This is a genomic window from Streptomyces sp. NPDC091416, from assembly GCF_044756845.1.
In the GTDB taxonomy this organism is placed as follows: Bacteria; Actinomycetota; Actinomycetes; order Streptomycetales; family Streptomycetaceae; genus Streptomyces.
The window spans coordinates 108,764-127,256 of sequence record NZ_JBIVTU010000013.1 but is presented as its reverse complement, the minus strand read 5'-3'; the positions used below and the strand labels follow the sequence as shown (position 1 = coordinate 127,256).

Genomic DNA, 18,493 nt, shown 5'->3' with positions numbered 1-18,493 from the left:
GGGTCCCCCCGCGCCCGGCGACCTCAGGCCCGGGGTGGGGGCGGCGCGCCCGGGTGGCCCCCGCCCCGTGCCCGCCCCGGGCGCCCGGCGGGGGCCCCCCCCCCCCGGGGCCTTCTCATGACGGCTCAGACGCTTGTGGCGCCGATGTGAACACCGTGCTCGGCAGCGAGGCGGTGCAGGTCGTCCAGCTCGCCCTGCTCGACGTCCGCGAGGAAGTCGTCGCCCGTCTCGCGGGCCTTCGTGAGGTCGGACTCGGTGGTCTGGATGCGTTGCAGCAGACCTGCGGTGAAAGCGTCCATGAAGCGCCCCCTCATCGTGGGTCGGTGGCACGGGGGTGTGCCCGGGTTTCCCTCCGCCGAGGCGGTAGGGCGGGTGATCACGCACTCTCCGGGGGACGGAGGGGCCTGTGGGTGCCACATACAAGACGTGATCGCGGGTGTGAATTCGTCCTCCCCTGCCCAACCCTCAGAGAAACCTCAACTGGCCCGGGAATCCTTCGAATTCCCGGAAGCCGCAGGTCGGGCCGCGCCGTCTTACCGCCGGTTTATACGCGTTACGGGCAGGATGGAGCCGCACAGACCGTGCCGGGACGCGGTCCGGATCATGACCAAGGGTCCGTCCGGACGCTCCGCCGGTCCTGTCGGGAACGCTGCGAAGCCCCGCAGCGGAGTCCCGCCGCTACGTGCTGTCGTGAAGTTCAGTTCTGCCGTGAAGTTCTATGGAAGGAAGCGCCGTGCGCGTACTCGTCGTGGAGGACGAGCAGCTGCTCGCCGATGCGGTGGCCACCGGATTGCGCCGTGAGGCCATGGCCGTCGATGTCGTGTACGACGGCGCCGCGGCCCTGGAGCGCATCGAGGTCAACGACTACGACGTCGTGGTGCTCGACCGGGACCTCCCCCTGGTGCACGGCGACGACGTCTGCCGCCGGATCGTCGAGCTCGGTATGCCGACCCGGGTGCTCATGCTCACCGCGTCCGGGGACGTCAGTGACCGGGTGGAGGGCCTGGAGCTCGGCGCGGACGACTACCTGCCCAAGCCCTTCGCCTTCAGCGAGCTGACCGCCCGGGTCCGGGCCCTGGGCCGCCGTACGACGGTCGCCCTGCCGCCCGTCCTGGAGCGCGCCGGGATCAAGCTCGACCCCAACCGCCGTGAGGTCTTCCGCGGCGATCAGGAGGTGCAGCTCGCTCCCAAGGAGTTCGCGGTGCTGGAGGTCCTGATGCGCAGCGAGGGCGCCGTCGTCTCGGCGGAGCAGCTCCTGGAGAAGGCCTGGGACGAGAACACCGACCCGTTCACCAACGTCGTCCGGGTGACCGTCATGACCCTGCGGCGCAAGCTCGGCGAGCCGCCCGTGATCGTCACGGTGCCCGGCTCCGGCTACCGGATCTGAGGCCGGTGCCCACCGTCCCGCCGCCCGCGTCGGCGCCCCCGAAACCCACCTGGGAGCCCAAGCAGCAGGAGCCCCCGTACCCCTGGCTGCGCCCGACCATCCGGATACGGCTCACGCTGCTGTACGGCGGCATGTTCCTGATCGCCGGCATCCTGCTGCTGTCGATCATCTACATGCTGGCCGCGCAGGCGCTGCACGTGGGCAGCGAACTGCCGTTCAAGATCGTCAACGGACAGGTGACGAGCGAGGTCTGCAACCTGCCCGAGAAGGCGTCCCCGGACGACTTCAACGCCGCGGTGAACGCCTGTGTCAACCATCAGCGCCAGGAGGCGCTGGACACGCTCCTCAACCGGTCCCTGCTGGCTCTCGTCGGCCTGAGCGTCATCGCCTTCGCCTTCGGCTACGCCATGGCGGGGCGGGTCCTCTCGCCGCTGGGCCGGATCACCCGCATCGCCCGCCGGGTGGCCGGAACAGATCTGTCCCGCCGCATCGAGCTGGACGGCCCGGACGACGAGCTCAAGGAGCTCGCCGACACCTTCGACGACATGCTGGACCGACTGGAGCGGGCCTTCACCGCGCAGCAGCGGTTCGTGGGCAACGCGTCGCACGAGCTGCGCACCCCGCTGGCCATCAACCGCACGCTGCTGGAGGTCCACCTCTCCGACCCCGAGGCACCCCCCGAGCTCCAACAGCTGGGCAAAACCCTGCTGGCCACCAACGAACGCAGCGAGCAGCTGGTGGAGGGCCTGCTGCTGCTCGCCCGCAGTGACAACCAGATCGTCGAGCGCAAGCCCGTCGACCTGGCCGAGGTGGCCTCCCGCGCGCTGGACCAGGCGCGGGGCGAGGCGGAGGCCAAGGGCGTGGAGATGCGCAGCGGGCTGGCCCCGGCCGTCGTCCAGGGCAACGGTGTCCTGCTGGAGCGGATCGCGCTCAATCTCGTACAGAACGCGGTGCGCTACAACGTTCCGGCGGACGGCTGGGTCGAGGTCAGCACCGAGCTGCTGCCGGGGCAGGCCCTGATGGTCGTCACCAACACCGGACCGGTGGTGCCCGCCTACGAGATCGACAACCTCTTCGAGCCCTTCAGACGGCTGCGTACGGAGCGAACGGGCAGTGACAAGGGGGTCGGTCTCGGCCTGTCGATCGCGCGCTCCGTCGCGCGCGCTCACGGCGGCCGTATCATCGCGGAGCCCCGCGAGGGTGGTGGTCTTGTGATGCGCGTCTCACTGCCCGTCTGAGAAGCTGGGCGGGGCGCGATCTTCACGGATTATTTTTGTTCGCTTTGAGCGGAATTTTCGGGACTCGATCCCGGGGAGGTCGTGTGTGATCGATCACAGAAGCGATTTTCCGCCCGTCCACGCTCCGTGACCAGGGATCCCACCGAAAATCCGGCAAAAGTCGGGTTTTCGGGGGCCATTATCACGGGAAGTACACGGGGTGGTGCTGGCAAACGGCACCGCCGGGACCGTGTACGGTCCCCATCGCCACCCAAGCCGATCACTCTCGAGCGGTCCTTTTGGGTGTCGATTGAGTAACAGACCTTGATGTGAGGCAAAATCTCCGCCTCGGGTCGGGCACAAGTCCGGCCTCTCACGCGTTACGTGCGCTGAGACACCGCAGACACCCAGAGGGGGAGAGCGACAATGGCAACGGATTACGACACCCCACGCAAGACCGACGACGACGTCGATCAGGACAGCCTTGAAGAGCTCAAGGCTCGCCGGAGCGACAAGACGGCGTCCGCCGTCGACGTCGACGAATTCGATGCGGCCGAAGGACTGGAGCTGCCCGGCGCAGACCTGTCCAACGAAGAACTGGCCGTAAGGGTCCTGCCCAAGCAGGCCGACGAGTTCACCTGCATGAGCTGCTTCCTCGTGCACCACCGCAGTCAGCTGGCCCGCGAGAAGAACGGTCAGCCGATCTGCCGCGACTGCGACTGAGGTCCGGTCGGCCGTGGCAGGGGACTCACCGTTCCGGAAGCGGCGCCGCCGGCGCAAGGAAGGGCCGGAGGCGCAACAGGGCGGTACAGGCCCGGCAGAGGGCGTCACAGCGCCTGCCGAGCGGTCCGCCCTGCCACCCACGCCGGGCGAACAGGACGACGAGCGAGGCCGGTCGGCCTCGCTCGAAGCAGTCGAAGCAGCATTCGCGGCCATCGAGGCGGCCGCGGAGGTCGACGCGGCCGACAGGGCCGGACAGGTCGACAGGACGGAGCCCGTGACCGGGGCAGGCCGTCTGAAATCTGTGAAACGGGGCGTACGCAAGGGCGGGGAGAGCGCCAAGGCGGCGATCGGTCATATCGCCGACCTGATCATCGACATCGCTCCCCGCGTCCCTGTGCGCGACCTCGCCACCCTGCGCAAGCAGTTCCCGGGCCTGGGCCCGGAGGAGATCGCCGACCGGCTCATCGCCGGCGCGAGCAGGGCCACCGCGACCGTCGGTGCCGGAATCGGCGCGGCGGCCATGATGCCCGTCCCGCCCGCCATGATGGCCGAGCTGGCCGCGGAGATCACCGGTGTGGCCGCGATCGAGATGAAGCTCGTGGCTGAGCTGCACGAGGTCTACGGACTGCGCCCGCCCGGCAACATCGCCCAGCGCTCCACCGCCTACCTCACGTCATGGACGGAGGAGCGCGGTATCGACGTCGCCCACCCCACGTCGGTGAACGCGGCGCTCGGCGGTCAGATGAAGCGTGAGCTGCGCCAGCAGATCATGAAGCGCACCGTACGCGATCTGCCCAACCTCATCCCGTTCATGATCGGCGCCGCCGTCGGCGCGATGATGAACCGGCGCGACACCAAGAAGCTCGCCGAACGGGTCAGGAAGGACCTGCGTGAGCGGCAGACCCCCTGGGAACGCCTGAGCGATCTGCCGCCGCTGGAACCGCCAAGGGACCCGTACAGGGCCTTGCCCGACAGTGCGGCGGGCCGCCGGGCCCCGAAGGGCCACGATGCCCCGAAGGGCCGCCAGGACCCGGAGGCCGGGAGGCCCTAAGCGCCGGCCGCCTTCAGGGCGGCTGCCAGCGCCTGAGGCTCACGCGTCGACAGATACACGTACGGAGTCGGGTCCTCCGGATCCGTGACCTCCACGCGCACCGCCGTCGGGATGTAGCTGCGCAGCAGCATGAAGGCCCGGGTGTCCGCCTTGTGCGAGCGCCAGGCGCGCGCCTCCTCGGCGTCCAGCACCTCGGCCTCACCGAGCGCCGACACGGGGATCCGGGCGTCGCCCGCGACGAGGGCGCCGGCCACCACCCTGATCCGTGCGGAGCCGTACGAGCTGACCGCCACCGCCGACAGCACCGTGCCGCCGGCCAGTCCGGCGAGCAGGGGCAGGGTGCCCAGCGGCAGCAGCATCAGCGCGCACGCGATGCCGACCAGGAGGGCGATGAACCACCACGAACGGGGTGCGGTGAGACGTTCGTCGAACGGCGGGGTGGAAGGCTGCATGAACCCAAGCTTGGCACGGCGCGACCTGCGGGTACCCGCGCGGGTAAGGTCTGCGGCTGTGAGTGGAACATCTGCGGCTCTCAAGCCCCCCGCCGACGCGGTGAAACCGGTCCGGCATCCCGACGCCCCGGCACCGGGCGAGCTGCTCGGCGCGCACTACGAACACTGTTTCGGATGCGGCGACGGACAGCCCCACGGGCTGCACCTCCAGGCACGGGCCGGTGAGGGTGTCGGCGTCACCGCCGAGTTCACCGTGCAGGCCGCCCATCAGGGAGCCCCGGGCCTCGCCCACGGCGGGGTGCTGGCCACCGCCCTGGACGAGACGCTCGGCTCGCTGAACTGGCTGCTGCGCGTGATCGCGGTGACCGGACGGCTGGAGACCGACTTCGTCCGCCCGGTGCCGGTGGACACCGTGCTGTTCCTGGACGCCGAGATCACCGCCGTGCACGGCCGGAAGATCTACTCCCGGGCGACCGGCCGGATCGGTGGCCCGGACGGGCCCGTCGCGGTCCGGGCCGAGGCCCTGTTCATCGAGGTCAAGGTCGACCACTTCATCGACAACGGCCGCCCGGCAGAGATCCAGGCCGCGATGGCCGACCCCGACCAGGCCAAGCGGGCCCGTGCCTTCGAGGTGAACCCCTGATGCGCCACCCCGTAGACGTCCTGATCCGCCGGCTCGACCCGGAGGTGCCGATTCCGGCTCACGGGCACCCGGGCGACGCCGGAGCCGATCTGGTCACCACCGAGGCCGCCGAACTGGCGCCCGGTGAGCGGGCCGTGCTCCCCACCGGGGTTTCGATCGCCCTGCCGGACGGGTACGCCGCGTTCGTGCACCCCCGGTCCGGCCTCGCAGCTCGGTGCGGAGTCGCCCTGGTGAATGCTCCGGGGACGGTGGATGCCGGGTACCGTGGAGAGATCAAGGTGATCGTCATCAATCTCGACCCGCGCGAGTCCGTGCGGTTCGAGCGGTTCGACCGGATTGCCCAACTGGTCGTGCAGCAGGTCGAGAAGGTGCGCTTCCACGAAGTGTCGGAGCTTCCCGGTTCGACGCGGGCCGAAGGGGGCTTCGGGTCCACCGGCGGTCATGCCGCCGTTGATGTTGATGGCGTCCGGGGCGGGGTTCCCCAGGGCGGGAACAGCTACGCTTCGGTCGAATCCGACCGGGAAGGAAAGTGACGTGTTCGGACGTCGCAAGAACAGTGGTTCCGCCGATGACACGGCGGACGAAGCGCGCGAGGCCGAGCAGGTCGTCGACGAGCTCGATGACGCCGAGGGCGAATCGCGCCGGACGAACCTTCCGCCGGCACCGCGGCCCGACGGGCCCTGGGACATCGAAGAGGTCTCCCAGCCCGGCGAGGGCCGGGTCGACCTGGGCGGCATCTTCGTGCCCGGCGTCGAGGGCATGGAGCTGCGCGTAGAGGTCGCCGGTGACGCGATCGTCGCCGCCACGGTGGTGCTGCGCGACAGCGCGATCCAGCTGCAGGCCTTCGCCGCCCCCAAGAAGGAGGGCATCTGGGGCGAGGTCCGCGAGGAGATCGCCTCCGGTATCACCCAGCAGGGCGGCATCATCGACGAGGTCGAGGGCCCGCTGGGCTGGGAGCTGCGTGCGCAGGTCCCCGTACAGCTTCCCGACGGGGCGAACGGCGTGCAGATGGTGCGTTTCGTCGGCATCGACGGCCCGCGCTGGTTCCTGCGCGGCGTGATCTCCGGACAGGGCGCCGTGCAGCCGGAGGCCGCCGGTCTCCTGGAGACGGTCTTCCGGGACACCGTGGTGGTCCGCGGCGACGGGCCGATGGCCCCGCGCGACCCGATCGTCCTGAAGCTGCCCAACGACGCCCAGATGGTTCCCGAGGGCGTCCAGCAGGAGGAGCAGGAGGGCTCGAAGTTCTCCGGCGGCATGGCGGGCCTCCAGCGCGGCCCCGAGATCACCGAGGTGCGCTGACCCGCACGCACCGTGGCGCGCTGACGCGCGCCCAGTAGCACCGGCCGGTGGCCCGTATCCCTGCGCAGGGATACGGGCCACCGGCTTCTGCGCGTCCGGGGGAGGGGAGGGGCGCGCGCGGAGCGGAGGCCGCGCGTATGGGGCGCGTATCGGGCACGTACGGGCGCCGTAAAGGCCGGGCTCATCTCCGTATGGAAGCCATCAACGCAGGTCACAGGGGCGTCGGCGGGAGGTTTGCTCAAGAGGTCCGAGAAATCCGCACCTCATCCAGGAGCACCCGATGGCCGACCTGGCCTTCGTCGTCACCACGATCGCGGTCTTCGCGTTGGTGGCACTCATTGCCAAGGGGGTGGCGAAGCTGTGACTGCCGAAAACGTGACCGGCCTCGTCGTGGCCGTAGCCCTGCTGGGCTATCTCGTCCTCGCCCTTCTGTACCCGGAGAGGTTCTGAGCCCGATATGAGCCCCGTCCTCGCCGGCGTGCTCCAGGTTCTCGCGCTCGTCGTGGCGCTGGGTCTGGTGTACCGCCCGCTCGGTGACTACATGGCCGGCGTCTACTCCTCTCCGAGGCATCTGCGGGTGGAGAAGTGGATCTACAAGGCCATCGGCGCCGACCCGAACACGCAGATGCGCTGGCCCGCCTACCTGCGCGGCGTTCTCGCCTTCTCCGCCGTGAGCGTCCTCTTCCTGTATCTGCTGCAGCGGCTCCAGGGCTCCCTGCCCGGTTCGCTCGGCTTCGCCTCGATCGACCCCGACCAGGCGTTCAACACGGCGGCCTCGTTCGTCGCCAACACCAACTGGCAGTCGTACTACGGCGAACAGGCCATGGGCCACGTCGTGCAGACCGGCGGCCTCGCGGTGCAGAACTTCGTCTCGGCCGCCGTCGGCATCGCCGTCGCGGTGGCACTCGTCCGTGGGTTCGCCGCCACCCGCAGCGGTGAACTCGGCAACTTCTGGGCCGACCTGGTGCGCGGCACCGTCCGGATCCTGCTGCCGATCGCCGTGATCGGCGCGATCGTGCTGGTGGCGACCGGAGCGATCCAGAACTTCTCCGGGATCCACGAGGTCGGGCAGTTCACCGGCGGCGCGCAGCAGTGGAACGGCGGAGCGGTCGCCTCCCAGGAGGTCATCAAGGAGCTGGGCACCAACGGTGGCGGCTATTTCAACGCCAACTCCGCCCACCCCTTCGAGAACCCCAACGGGCTCTCCAACCTCTTCGAGATCTTCCTGATCCTCGTCATTCCCTTCGCCCTGACGCGCACCTTCGGCCGCATGGTCGGATCGCTCAAGCAGGGGTACGCGCTCCTCGCCACGATGGGCGTCATCTGGCTCGGGTTCACCGCCCTGATGATGTGGACCGAATTCGCCCACCACGGGCCCGCGTTCCAGATCGCCGGCGGCGCGATGGAGGGCAAGGAGAACCGGTTCGGCGTCGGCGGCTCGTCCATTTTCGCGGTGGCCACCACCCTCACCTCGACCGGTGCGGTGAACTCGTTCCACTCCTCGTTCACCGGCCTCGGCGGCGGCATCACGATGCTCGGCATGCAACTCGGCGAGATCGCCCCCGGCGGTACCGGCTCCGGTCTCTACGGAATGCTGATCATGGCGATCATCGCGGTGTTCATCGCCGGTCTGATGGTCGGCCGTACGCCGGAGTACCTGGGCAAGAAGATCGGCACCCGCGAGATCAAGCTCGCCGCCTGCTACATCCTCGTCACACCGGCCCTGGTGCTCTGCTTCACCGCCGTGGCGATGGCCCTGCCCACGCCGGGCAACTCCATGACCAACTCGGGCGCGCACGGCTTCTCGGAGATCCTGTACGCCTACACCTCCGGCGCCAACAACAACGGCTCGGCGTTCGCCGGGCTCAACGCGGACACCCAGTGGTTCAACACCACGATCGGGCTCGCGATGCTGCTGGGCCGGTTCCTGCCCATGGTGTTCGTCCTGGCGCTGGCCGGCTCGCTCGCCGGGCAGCGGCCCGTACCGGCGACCGTCGGCACGCTGGGCACCCACAAACCGCTGTTCAGCGGCCTCCTGGTCGCCACCATCATGATCATCGCCGGTCTGACCTACTTCCCGGCCCTCGCCCTGGGGCCGCTGGCCGAGGGGCTGGCGTCATGACCCTCCGTACGAAGCAAGAGGACACGATGTCCACAGTCACGCCGGCCCGAGCACCCCACCAGGACACTCCGGCCGGATCCGCTCCCGAAGGGCGCGTCGGCGCCGGGCTGTTCGATCCCCGGATGCTGATCGCCTCCCTCCCCGACGCGATACGCAAGCTCGACCCCCGGGTTATGGTCAAGTCGCCGGTGATGTTCGTGGTGCTGGTCGGTTCGGTGCTGACCACCGTGCTCGCCGTACTGGATCCGGCCGACTGGTTCGGCTGGGCGATCGCCGTCTGGCTCTGGCTGACGACGCTCTTCGCCAACCTGGCGGAGGCGGTCGCCGAGGGCCGGGGCAAGGCCCAGGCCGACACCCTGCGCAAGGCCAAGAGCGACACCGTCGCGCGCCGGATCACCGGCCGGAACGAGGAACGGATCCCCGGCGCGGAACTGCGCATCGGCGATCTGGTGGTGTGCGAGGCGGGCGATATCATCCCGGGCGACGGGGACGTCGTCGAGGGTGTGGCAAGCGTCGACGAGTCCGCGATCACCGGCGAGTCCGCCCCGGTGATCCGGGAGTCCGGAGGCGACCGCAGCGCCGTCACCGGCGGTACGAAGGTCCTTTCCGACCGCATCGTCGTCAAGATCACCACCAAGCCGGGTGAGACGTTCATCGACCGGATGATCGCGCTGGTCGAGGGCGCGGCCCGGCAGAAGACACCCAACGAGATCGCGCTCAACATCCTGCTGGCGTCGCTCACCATCGTGTTCCTGCTGGCCGTGGTCACCCTGCAGCCGTTCGCGATCTACGCGGGCAGCGAGCAGTCCATGATCGTGCTGGCCGCGCTGCTGGTCTGCCTGATCCCGACCACCATCGGCGCGCTGCTCTCCGCCATCGGCATCGCAGGAATGGACCGCCTGGTCCAGCGCAATGTGCTCGCCATGTCCGGACGCGCCGTCGAAGCGGCGGGCGACGTCTCGACGCTGCTGCTCGACAAGACCGGCACCATCACCCTCGGCAACCGCCAGGCCGCCGAGTTCCTCCCCGTCCCAGGGGTGACGGAGGCCGAACTGGCGGATGCCGCCCAGCTCTCCTCGCTGGCCGACGAAACGCCCGAGGGCCGGTCCGTGGTGGTCCTCGCCAAGGAGCGGTACGGCCTGCGCGAACGGCACCAGGGCGAGCTCGCGCACGCCGAGTGGGTGGCCTTCACCGCCCAGACCCGTATGTCGGGCGTGGACGTCGACGGACGCAGGGTCCGCAAGGGCGCGAGCGGATCGGTCGTCGCCTGGGTGAGGGAGCGGGGCGGCAGCGTCTCCCCGGACGCGCAGGCGCTCACCGACCGCATCTCCGCGGCCGGCGGGACCCCGCTGCTGGTGGCCCGCCAGGACGCGGAGGGCGCCCGGGTGCTGGGTGTCATCCACCTCAAGGACGTCGTCAAGGAGGGCATGCGCGAACGGTTCGACGAATTGCGCCGGATGGGCATCCGTACGGTCATGATCACCGGCGACAACCCGCTCACCGCGAAGGCCATCGCCCGGGAGGCGGGCGTCGACGACTTCCTCGCCGAGGCCACCCCCGAGGACAAGATGGCCCTCATCAAGCGGGAGCAGGCGGGCGGCAAGCTCGTCGCGATGACCGGCGACGGGACGAACGACGCCCCGGCGCTCGCCCAGGCCGATGTCGGCGTGGCCATGAACACCGGCACCTCGGCCGCCAAGGAGGCCGGGAACATGGTGGACCTGGACTCCAACCCCACCAAGCTGATCGAGATCGTGGAGATCGGCAAACAGCTGCTGATCACCCGCGGCGCTCTCACGACGTTCTCCATCGCCAACGACGTCGCGAAGTACTTCGCGATCATTCCCGCGATGTTCGCCGTGGTCTACCCGGGCCTGGACAAGCTGAACATCATGGACCTGTCCTCGCCGCGGTCCGCGATCCTGTCCGCCGTGATCTTCAACGCGCTGATCATCGTCGCGCTGGTCCCGCTCGCGCTGAAGGGCGTCCGCTACCGGCCCAGCGGCGCGGACTCGATGCTCCGGCGGAACCTCTGTGTCTACGGGCTCGGCGGGCTGATCGCCCCGTTCCTCGGCATCAAGATCATCGACCTGATCATCTCCCTCATCCCCGGAATCGGCTGACCTGCCATGAACAACTCCGTAGGAAACTCCGCCCGCCTGCTCTGGGCAGGACTGCGTGCCCTGCTCGTCCTCACCCTGGTCTGCGGCGTCATCTACCCCCTCGCCGTCACCGGCGTCGCCCAGGGGCTCATGCCGGGCCGCGCCAACGGCTCCGAGGTCACGGCGAACGGCAAGGTCGTCGGCTCCGAACTCATCGGCCAGCGCTACGACCTCCCGCTCAAGAAGGGCCAGGAGACGGCGGCCCCCGACCTCAAGTGGTTCCAGCCCCGCCCCTCCAACGGCCTCGGCACCAACAGCGTCAACACCCAGTACTCGCTGATCCTCTCCGGCGCGACCAACCGCTCCGGCGACAACAAGGAGCTCATCGACTGGGTCACCGCGGCCAAGGCCGACGTCGTCAAGGACAACTCCGTCCCCGGCCACCCCGTCAGCCCCTCCCAGGTCCCGGCCGACGCCGTCACCTCCTCCGCCTCCGGCCTCGACCCGGACATCTCCCCGGCCTACGCCGAGCTCCAGGTCAACCGTGTCGCGGCACGGAACCACCTCGACGCCGCGCTGGTCCACAGGCTCGTCGACCGGCACACCGACGGCCGCATCCTAGGCTTCGTCGGCGAACCGCGGGTCAACGTGCTCCAGCTCAACATCGCGCTGCGGGAACTCGTGAACGACGCGGGAACGCGCTGAACGCTCCGCGATGCCTGGGCCCGGCCACGACGGCCGGGCCCAGGCGCACGGAGTGACGCCGGCAGGGCAGTGCATCAGGGCGACGCCGGCAGACCTCAGCGTCAGAGCGACGCCGGCAGGCCCCAGGCGTCAGAGCGACGCCGGCAGGCCCCAGGCATCTGAATGACGCCGACAGGGCCGGGGCATCAGAATTGCGTCAATACGGACCTCACCCGCAGCCCTCGCCCGGTATGCCGGAAATCCGCAGAGTAGTTTCGACAGTGGCGGCCGCGTGGGCCGCCGCCGGTTTCGCTGAACAGAACCGGTTTCAGGAAGACAATGGGGCCATGGCGCGCGGCAAACTTCGGATCTACCTCGGTGCGGCACCCGGCGTCGGCAAGACGTACGCGATGCTCTCCGAGGCGCACCGCCGGGTGGAGCGCGGCACCGACTGTGTCGTCGGCTTCGTGGAGCACCACGACCGCCCGCGCACCGAGGTCATGCTGCACGGCCTGGAACAGATCCGGCGCCGCGAGATCGAGTACCGCTCCGCCGTCTTCACGGAGATGGACGTCGACGCCGTCCTGGAGCGGGCCCCGGCCGTCGCCCTGGTGGACGAACTCGCGCACACCAATGTGCCGGGCTCCCGCAACGCCAAGCGCTGGCAGGACGTCGAAGAACTCCTCCAGGCCGGCATCGACGTGGTGTCCACCGTCAACATCCAGCACCTGGAGTCCCTCGGGGACGTCGTCGAGTCCATAACCGGCGTACGCCAGCGCGAGACCGTGCCCGACGAGGTGGTCCGCCGCGCCGACCAGCTCGAACTGGTCGACATGTCGCCCCAGGCGCTGCGCCGGCGGATGGCCCACGGCAACATCTACAAGCCCGACCGGATCGACGCCTCGCTCTCCAACTACTTCCGCCCCGGCAACCTCACCGCCCTGCGCGAGCTGGCCCTGCTCTGGGTCGCCGACCGGGTCGACGAGTACCTCCAGCAGTACCGCGGCGAGCACAACATCCGCACCACCTGGCAGGCCCGCGAGCGCATCGTCGTCGGACTCACCGGAGGTCCCGAGGGACGCACCCTCATCCGTCGCGCGTCCCGGATGGCGGCCAAGGGCTCCGGCAGCGAGATCCTCGCCGTCTACATCGCCCGCAGCGACGGACTGACGTCGGCCTCGCCCAAGGAGCTGACCGTCCAGCGCACGCTCGTCGAGGACCTCGGCGGCACCTTCCACCACGTCATCGGCGACGACATACCCTCCGCCCTCCTCGAATTCGCCCGGGGAGTCAACGCCACCCAGATCGTCCTCGGCTCCAGCCGCCGCAAGACCTGGCAGTACATCTACGGACCCGGCGTCGGCGCCACCGTCGCCCGCGAGTCCGGCACCGACCTCGACGTCCACATCGTCACCCACGACGAGGTCGCCAAGGGCCGGGGCCTGCCCATCGCCCGCGGCGCCCGGCTCGGCCGGGCCCGCATCATCTGGGGCTGGCTCGTCGGCGTCGGCGGACCGGTGCTCCTCTCCCTGCTCCTCAAGGGCATGGAGAACGGCCCCGGACTCGCCAACGACGTCCTGCTCTTCCTCTTCCTGACCGTCGGCGCCGCCCTGCTCGGCGGGCTGCGGCCGGCTCTCGCGTCGGCCGCGGCGGGCTCGCTGCTGCTGAACTACTGGTTCACCCCGCCGACGCACACCCTGACCGTGCAGGACCCCGAGAACTTCGTCGCCATCGTGATCTTCTTCGCGGTGGCCGTCGCCGTGGCCTCCGTGGTGGACCTGGCGGCCCGCCGTACCCATCAGGCCGCCAGGCTGCGGGCAGAGTCCGAGATCCTCTCCTTCCTGGCCGGCAGCGTGCTGCGCGGCGAGACCACCCTGGCCGCGCTGCTGGACCGGGTCCGCGAGACCTTCGGGATGGAGTCCGTCGCCCTGCTGGAGCGGCAGAGCGACGTCGACCCGTGGACGTGCGCGGGCAGCGTCGGACCGGCGCCGGTCGCCCGGCCCGAGGACGCCGATGTGGACATGCCCGTCGGCGACCACATGGCCCTGGCCCTCTCCGGCCGGGTGCTGCCCGCCGAGGACCGCCGCGTGCTCGGCGCCTTCGCCGCCCAGGCGGCCGTCGTCCTGGACCGCCAGCGCCTGGTCGACGAGGCGGAGGAGGCCCGCAGGCTCGCCGAGGGCAACCGGATCAGGACCGCGCTGCTGGCCGCCGTCAGCCACGACCTGCGGACCCCCCTGGCCGCCATCAAGGCCGCCGTCAGCTCCCTGCGCTCCGACGACGTCGCCTGGTCCGACGACGACGAGGCCGAATTCCTCGAAGGCATCGAGAACGGCGCCGACCGCCTCGACCACCTCGTCGGCAACCTCCTCGACATGTCCCGCCTGCAGACCGGCACCGTCACGCCGCTCATCCGCGAGATCGACCTCGACGAGGTCGTGCCCATGGCTCTGGGAGGCGTCCCCGAGGACAGCGTCGAGCTGGACATCCCCGAAACGCTGCCCATGGTCGCCGTCGACCCGGGGCTGCTGGAGCGGGCCGTCGCCAACATCGTGGAGAACGCCGTCAAGTACAGCCCGGACCGCGAGCGCGTCACCGTGGCCGCCAGCGCCCTGGGCGCCCGGGTCGAGCTACGGGTGGCCGACGGCGGCCGCGGCGTGCCCGACGAGGCCAAGGAACGCATCTTCGAGCCCTTCCAGCGCTACGGCGACGCCCCGCGCGGTGCGGGAGTGGGCCTGGGCCTCGCGGTGGCCCGCGGCTTCGTCGAGTCCATGGGCGGCACGCTGGACGCCGAGGACACCCCGGGCGGCGGCCTCACCATGGTCCTGACCCTCAAGGCGGCCTCGGGGTACGTTCCGGTCAGCCCGGACCTGCCCGCACGGGTCACCTCGTGAGCAGCCCCCCGAGGCGGCCCAGGACCCGTCTCGGACCCGCCCAGGGACCCGTCTCGGGACGTGCCCAGGGACCCGTCTCGGGACGTGCCTCGGGACCCGCTTCATGATCCGCGGAGAACTCCGCACATCCACGTACAGCAGAAAGGCAGGACCGCGATGACCCGGGTGCTTGTGGTCGACGACGAGCCGCAGATCGTACGCGCCCTCGTGATCAACCTGAAGGCGCGCAAGTACGAGGTGGACGCAGCGCCCGACGGGGCCACCGCGCTCCAGCTGGCCGCCGCGCGCCACCCCGACGTCGTCGTCCTCGACCTGGGGCTGCCCGACATGGACGGTGTCGAGGTGATCAGGGGCCTGCGCGGCTGGACCCGGGTGCCGATCCTGGTGCTCTCGGCCCGGCACACCTCCGACGAGAAGGTCGAGGCACTGGACGCGGGGGCCGACGACTACGTCACCAAACCGTTCGGCATGGACGAGCTGCTGGCCCGGCTGCGCGCCTCGGTGCGCCGCGCCGAACCCGTCGGCCAGGACGGCGGCGACGAGGTCGTACTCGTGGAGACCGAGGGCTTCACCGTCGACCTCGCCGCCAAGAAGGTCCACCGCGAGGGGCGTGACGTGCGGCTCACCCCCACCGAGTGGCACCTGCTGGAGGTACTGGTCCGCAACAGCGGCCGGCTGGTCAGCCAGAAGCAGCTGCTCCAGGAGGTCTGGGGGCCCTCGTACGGCACCGAGACCAACTATCTGCGGGTCTACATGGCCCAGCTGAGGCGCAAGCTGGAGGCCGATCCCTCGCACCCCCGGCACTTCGTCACCGAACCCGGGATGGGCTACCGCTTCGAGCGCGCCTGAGGGCCTGCGGCCGGGGCGTCGAGTCACCCGTTCGAGTGAGACGGCGGCCACCCTCCAGGACCTTCGGAGACCGGTACCCTTCGGGTATGAGTGCCGTACCCCGATCCGAGAAGTCCCAGAAGGCCGAGCGGCCGTCCGGGCGCTTCCGGCGCATGCTCGACCGGCTCTCCAGCTCGCAGGAGGACCTGGAGTGCGAGGAGCTGGAGGAGGACTCCCAGGCATCGGGATGCACCCGGATCTCCGAGTGCAGTGACCGCCAGATCGTGAAGGTCACTGGTACCTTGCGGACGGTCACCCTGCGACCGCGTGCCGGAGTGCCCGCCCTGGAGGCGGAGCTCTTCGACGGCACCGCGCCGCTCGACGTGGTCTGGCTCGGCCGCCGCTCCATCGTGGGCATAGAACCGGGCCGCAAGCTCATCGCCTCCGGCCGCATCGCCATGAGCCACGGGCGCCGGGTGCTGTTCAACCCCAAATACGAACTCCGACCGCTCGGCAAGGAGTAGCCGGTGACGTCTCTCGACAAGCCGACGTCCGACACGGACCGCACCACAGACCAGCAGGAGGCCGACGCGAAGGCGGTCACCGAAGCCGCCCTCTTCGAGGCCTTCGGCGGCATCCGGGGCATGGTGGAGACGGTCCTGCCCGGACTGCTCTTCGTCACGATCTTCACCATCGACAAGAACCTCACCAACTCGGCCATCGCGGCCGTCGCGGTGTCGTTGGTGCTCGTGGTCGTCCGGCTGATCCGCAGGGACACCGTCAAGCACGCCTTCAGCGGCGTCTTCGGTGTGGCCTTCGGCGTCGTCTTCGCGAAGATGACCGGCAACGCCAAGGACTTCTACCTCCCGGGCATGATCTACACGCTCGGACTGGCCCTCGCCTACCTGGTCAGCACACTCGCCGGTCTCCCGCTGATCGGCCTGATCCTGGGCCCGGTGTTCAAGGAGAACCTCTCCTGGCGCACCCGGAACCCCGGCCGGAAGAAGGCCTACGCCAAGGCCAGCTACGCCTGGGGACTGATCCTGCTCGCCAAGTGCGCGATCCTCTTCCCGCTGTACTGGTGGGCCGACACCACCCAGTTCGGCTGGGTCCTGATCGCCCTGAAGATCCCGCCGTTCCTGCTGGCGGTCTACCTCACCTGGGTCTTCCTCGCCAAGGCGCCGCCGCCCATCGACGTCTTCGCCGAGATGGAGGCCGAGGAGCAGGCCGAGAAGGCCCGTAAGGCGGCCGCCGCCGAAGCGGCGGCCCGCGGCCAGGAGTACTGACCCACGCAGGACAAGAGGGCCGGGAGTACTGACCACGCCGGACAAGAGGGTCAGGAGCACTGACCCTCTGACTCACGCAGGACAAGAGGGCCAGGAGCAGCGACAACTGACCCACGCAGGACGAGAGGGGCCTGTCACCGCCGGCGGCGGTGACAGGCCCCTCTCGCGTGGTCCCGCTCTCAGTTCTCCGGGTCGCCCTGGCGCACCGACAGCAGGTCCTCCAGCTGTTCCTCGCGTGCCTGGGCGGCGACGAACAGCAGCTCGTCCCCGGCCTCCAGGGTCTCCTCCGTGCTCGGCGTCAGCACGCGCTGCCCGCGGATGATCGTGACCAGCGAGGTGTCCTCCGGCCAGGCGACTTCCCCGACCTGCGTGCCCGCCAGCGCCGACTCCGGCGGCAGCGTCAGCTCGACCAGGTTCGCGTCACCGTGGCTGAAGCGCAGCAGCCGGACCAGATCGCCGACGCTCACCGCCTCCTCCACCAGGGCCGACATCAGACGCGGCGTGGAGACCGCCACATCGACGCCCCAGGACTCGTTGAACAGCCACTCGTTCTTCGGGTTGTTCACCCGGGCGACGACGCGCGGCACGCCGTACTCCGTCTTGGCGAGCAGCGAGACGACCAGGTTCACCTTGTCGTCACCGGTCGCCGCGATCACGACGTTGCAGCGCTGCAGCGCCGCCTCGTCCAGCGAGGTGATCTCGCAGGCGTCCGCCAGCAGCCACTCGGCCATCGGCACCCGCTCCACCGAGATGGCGGTCGGCGCCTTGTCGACGAGCAGCACCTCGTGCCCGTTCTCCAGCAGCTCGGCCGCGATCGAACGTCCCACCGCACCGGCCCCGGCAATCGCGACACGCATCAGTGACCGCCCTCCTCGGGGCCCTCGGCGAAGGCCGCCTCGACCTTCGCGATCTCGTCCGTACGCATCATCACGTGGACGAGGTCGCCCTCCTGCAACACCGTCTGCGACGACGGAAGTACGGCTTCGCCCAACCGGGTGAGGAAGGCCACGCGCACGCCCGTCTCCTCCTGGAGGGTGCTGATCTTGTGGCCGATCCAGGACGGAGTGGTGTGCACCTCCGCGAGCTGCACACCGCCGCTCGGATCCCGCCACAGCGGCTCCGCGCCCGAGGGCAGCAGCCGGCGCAGCATCTGGTCCGCGGTCCAGCGCACGGTGGCGACCGTGGGGATGCCGAGGCGCTGGTACACCTCGGCACGCCGGGGGTCGTAGATCCGGGCCGCGACGTTCTCGATGCCGAACATCTCACGCGCCACACGGGCCGCGATGATGTTGGAGTTGTCGCCGCTGCTCACCGCGGCGAACGCGCCGGCTTCCTCGATCCCCGCCTCGCGGAGGGTGTCCTGGTCGAACCCGACCCCCGTGACGCGACGGCCGCCGAATCCGGAGCCGAGGCGCCGGAACGCCGTGGGGTCCTGGTCGATGACGGCGACCGTGTGCCCCTGCTGCTCCAGGGTCTGCGCGAGAGCGGCTCCCACTCGCCCGCAGCCCATGATGACGATGTGCACCTTGCGCCTACCTCGCAGTCCTGATCGTCCGGCTGACCTGCGAATACACCCTGCTCACACTCATTCCTCGGCTGGCCGGGCAAACAATGGGGCAACGGTTCGTCCCGTTGCCCAGGATTGAGCTTAAGCGGCGCCGGGCGCGTTGCCTCATTCGAGTGTGCTCATCCCGGGGCACTGTGGCAAAGCCGACGTTCTCCGAAGTGTTCGAGCGAACTTTCGAGGAATGTTCGGAGGGTGTTCGACAGGGCCGCCGGAAGAGCTCGGGGAGGGCCATGGAGGGGTC

General features: G+C 69.8%; 19 protein-coding genes. 15 read left to right on the top strand and 4 right to left on the bottom strand.

The window, feature by feature from the left end; all coding sequences use genetic code 11:
- Positions 1–125: 125 nt before the first annotated feature.
- Complete coding sequence (locus ACIQMX_RS32190) at positions 126–299, bottom strand: hypothetical protein (protein WP_187285335.1); 174 nt, start codon at positions 297–299, stop codon at positions 126–128.
- A gap of 434 nt (positions 300–733) precedes the next feature.
- Between ACIQMX_RS32190 and ACIQMX_RS32185 the strand changes: the two genes are divergently transcribed.
- The 4 genes from ACIQMX_RS32185 (at position 734) to ACIQMX_RS32170 (ending at position 4,378) form a co-directional block, all read left to right on the top strand.
- Positions 734–1,387, top strand: a complete 654-nt coding sequence (locus ACIQMX_RS32185) for a response regulator transcription factor (RefSeq protein WP_018551468.1) — start codon at positions 734–736, stop codon at positions 1,385–1,387.
- A 5-nt stretch (positions 1,388–1,392) separates the two neighbouring features.
- The gene (locus ACIQMX_RS32180; RefSeq protein WP_363078785.1) at positions 1,393–2,625 is read left to right on the top strand and encodes an ATP-binding protein; all 1,233 of its coding nucleotides are present in this window, start codon (positions 1,393–1,395) and stop codon (positions 2,623–2,625) included.
- 405 nt (positions 2,626–3,030) lie between these two features.
- Positions 3,031–3,327, top strand: a complete 297-nt coding sequence (locus ACIQMX_RS32175) for a DUF4193 domain-containing protein (RefSeq protein WP_003965732.1) — start codon at positions 3,031–3,033, stop codon at positions 3,325–3,327.
- Positions 3,328–3,340: 13 nt separating this feature from the next.
- Positions 3,341–4,378 carry a hypothetical protein gene (locus ACIQMX_RS32170; protein ID WP_402483403.1) on the top strand — a complete coding sequence of 346 codons (1,038 nt, stop codon included), beginning with the start codon at positions 3,341–3,343 and terminating at the stop codon, positions 4,376–4,378.
- Here the strand turns inward: ACIQMX_RS32170 and ACIQMX_RS32165 are convergent.
- Entirely contained in the window at positions 4,375–4,830 is a 456-nt protein-coding gene (locus ACIQMX_RS32165) for a DUF3093 domain-containing protein (RefSeq protein WP_363078781.1), read from the bottom strand. The two genes, ACIQMX_RS32170 and ACIQMX_RS32165, sit on opposite strands and share 4 nt — an antisense overlap.
- 58 nt (positions 4,831–4,888) lie before the next feature.
- Between ACIQMX_RS32165 and ACIQMX_RS32160 the strand changes: the two genes are divergently transcribed.
- The 11 genes from ACIQMX_RS32160 to ACIQMX_RS32110 all read left to right on the top strand — a co-directional run bounded on the left by ACIQMX_RS32160 (position 4,889) and on the right by ACIQMX_RS32110 (position 16,685).
- Positions 4,889–5,473 carry a PaaI family thioesterase gene (locus ACIQMX_RS32160; RefSeq protein ID WP_327172654.1) on the top strand — a complete coding sequence of 195 codons (585 nt, stop codon included), beginning with the start codon at positions 4,889–4,891 and terminating at the stop codon, positions 5,471–5,473.
- Entirely contained in the window at positions 5,473–6,006 is a 534-nt protein-coding gene (gene dut, locus ACIQMX_RS32155; RefSeq protein WP_402483401.1) for a dUTP diphosphatase, read from the top strand. Before ACIQMX_RS32160 ends, dut begins: the two co-directional genes overlap by 1 nt.
- Before the next feature lies 1 nt (position 6,007).
- Entirely contained in the window at positions 6,008–6,772 is a 765-nt protein-coding gene (locus ACIQMX_RS32150) for a DUF3710 domain-containing protein (protein ID WP_363078778.1), read from the top strand.
- A gap of 360 nt (positions 6,773–7,132) precedes the next feature.
- Positions 7,133–7,222 carry a K(+)-transporting ATPase subunit F gene (kdpF, locus tag ACIQMX_RS32145; protein WP_148021375.1) on the top strand — a complete coding sequence of 30 codons (90 nt, stop codon included), beginning with the start codon at positions 7,133–7,135 and terminating at the stop codon, positions 7,220–7,222.
- 7 nt (positions 7,223–7,229) lie between these two features.
- A complete protein-coding gene (kdpA, locus tag ACIQMX_RS32140) occupies positions 7,230–8,894 on the top strand; it encodes a potassium-transporting ATPase subunit KdpA (RefSeq protein ID WP_363078776.1) in 1,665 nt (554 codons plus the stop codon).
- 26 nt (positions 8,895–8,920) lie between these two features.
- Positions 8,921–11,017, top strand: a complete 2,097-nt coding sequence (gene kdpB / locus ACIQMX_RS32135; protein ID WP_402483396.1) for a potassium-transporting ATPase subunit KdpB — start codon at positions 8,921–8,923, stop codon at positions 11,015–11,017.
- Between the two features lie 6 nt (positions 11,018–11,023).
- Positions 11,024–11,701 carry a potassium-transporting ATPase subunit C gene (locus ACIQMX_RS32130; RefSeq protein WP_402483393.1) on the top strand — a complete coding sequence of 226 codons (678 nt, stop codon included), beginning with the start codon at positions 11,024–11,026 and terminating at the stop codon, positions 11,699–11,701.
- Between the two features lie 326 nt (positions 11,702–12,027).
- Entirely contained in the window at positions 12,028–14,571 is a 2,544-nt protein-coding gene (locus tag ACIQMX_RS32125; protein WP_363078770.1) for a sensor histidine kinase KdpD, read from the top strand.
- Positions 14,572–14,727: 156 nt separating this feature from the next.
- The gene (locus ACIQMX_RS32120) at positions 14,728–15,420 is read left to right on the top strand and encodes a response regulator (protein WP_148021380.1); all 693 of its coding nucleotides are present in this window, start codon (positions 14,728–14,730) and stop codon (positions 15,418–15,420) included.
- Positions 15,421–15,506: 86 nt separating this feature from the next.
- Entirely contained in the window at positions 15,507–15,923 is a 417-nt protein-coding gene (locus tag ACIQMX_RS32115; RefSeq protein ID WP_363078768.1) for an OB-fold nucleic acid binding domain-containing protein, read from the top strand.
- Between the two features lie 3 nt (positions 15,924–15,926).
- Positions 15,927–16,685 carry a DUF3159 domain-containing protein gene (locus tag ACIQMX_RS32110; RefSeq protein ID WP_329540167.1) on the top strand — a complete coding sequence of 253 codons (759 nt, stop codon included), beginning with the start codon at positions 15,927–15,929 and terminating at the stop codon, positions 16,683–16,685.
- A 179-nt stretch (positions 16,686–16,864) separates the two neighbouring features.
- Here the strand turns inward: ACIQMX_RS32110 and ACIQMX_RS32105 are convergent, their stop codons facing one another.
- Together ACIQMX_RS32105 and ACIQMX_RS32100 are read right to left on the bottom strand one after the other, a co-directional pair.
- Complete coding sequence (locus ACIQMX_RS32105; protein WP_350995921.1) at positions 16,865–17,542, bottom strand: TrkA family potassium uptake protein; 678 nt, start codon at positions 17,540–17,542, stop codon at positions 16,865–16,867.
- A complete protein-coding gene (locus ACIQMX_RS32100; protein WP_123462945.1) occupies positions 17,542–18,210 on the bottom strand; it encodes a TrkA family potassium uptake protein in 669 nt (222 codons plus the stop codon). Before ACIQMX_RS32100 ends, ACIQMX_RS32105 begins: the two co-directional genes overlap by 1 nt.
- Positions 18,211–18,493: the final 283 nt, after the last annotated feature.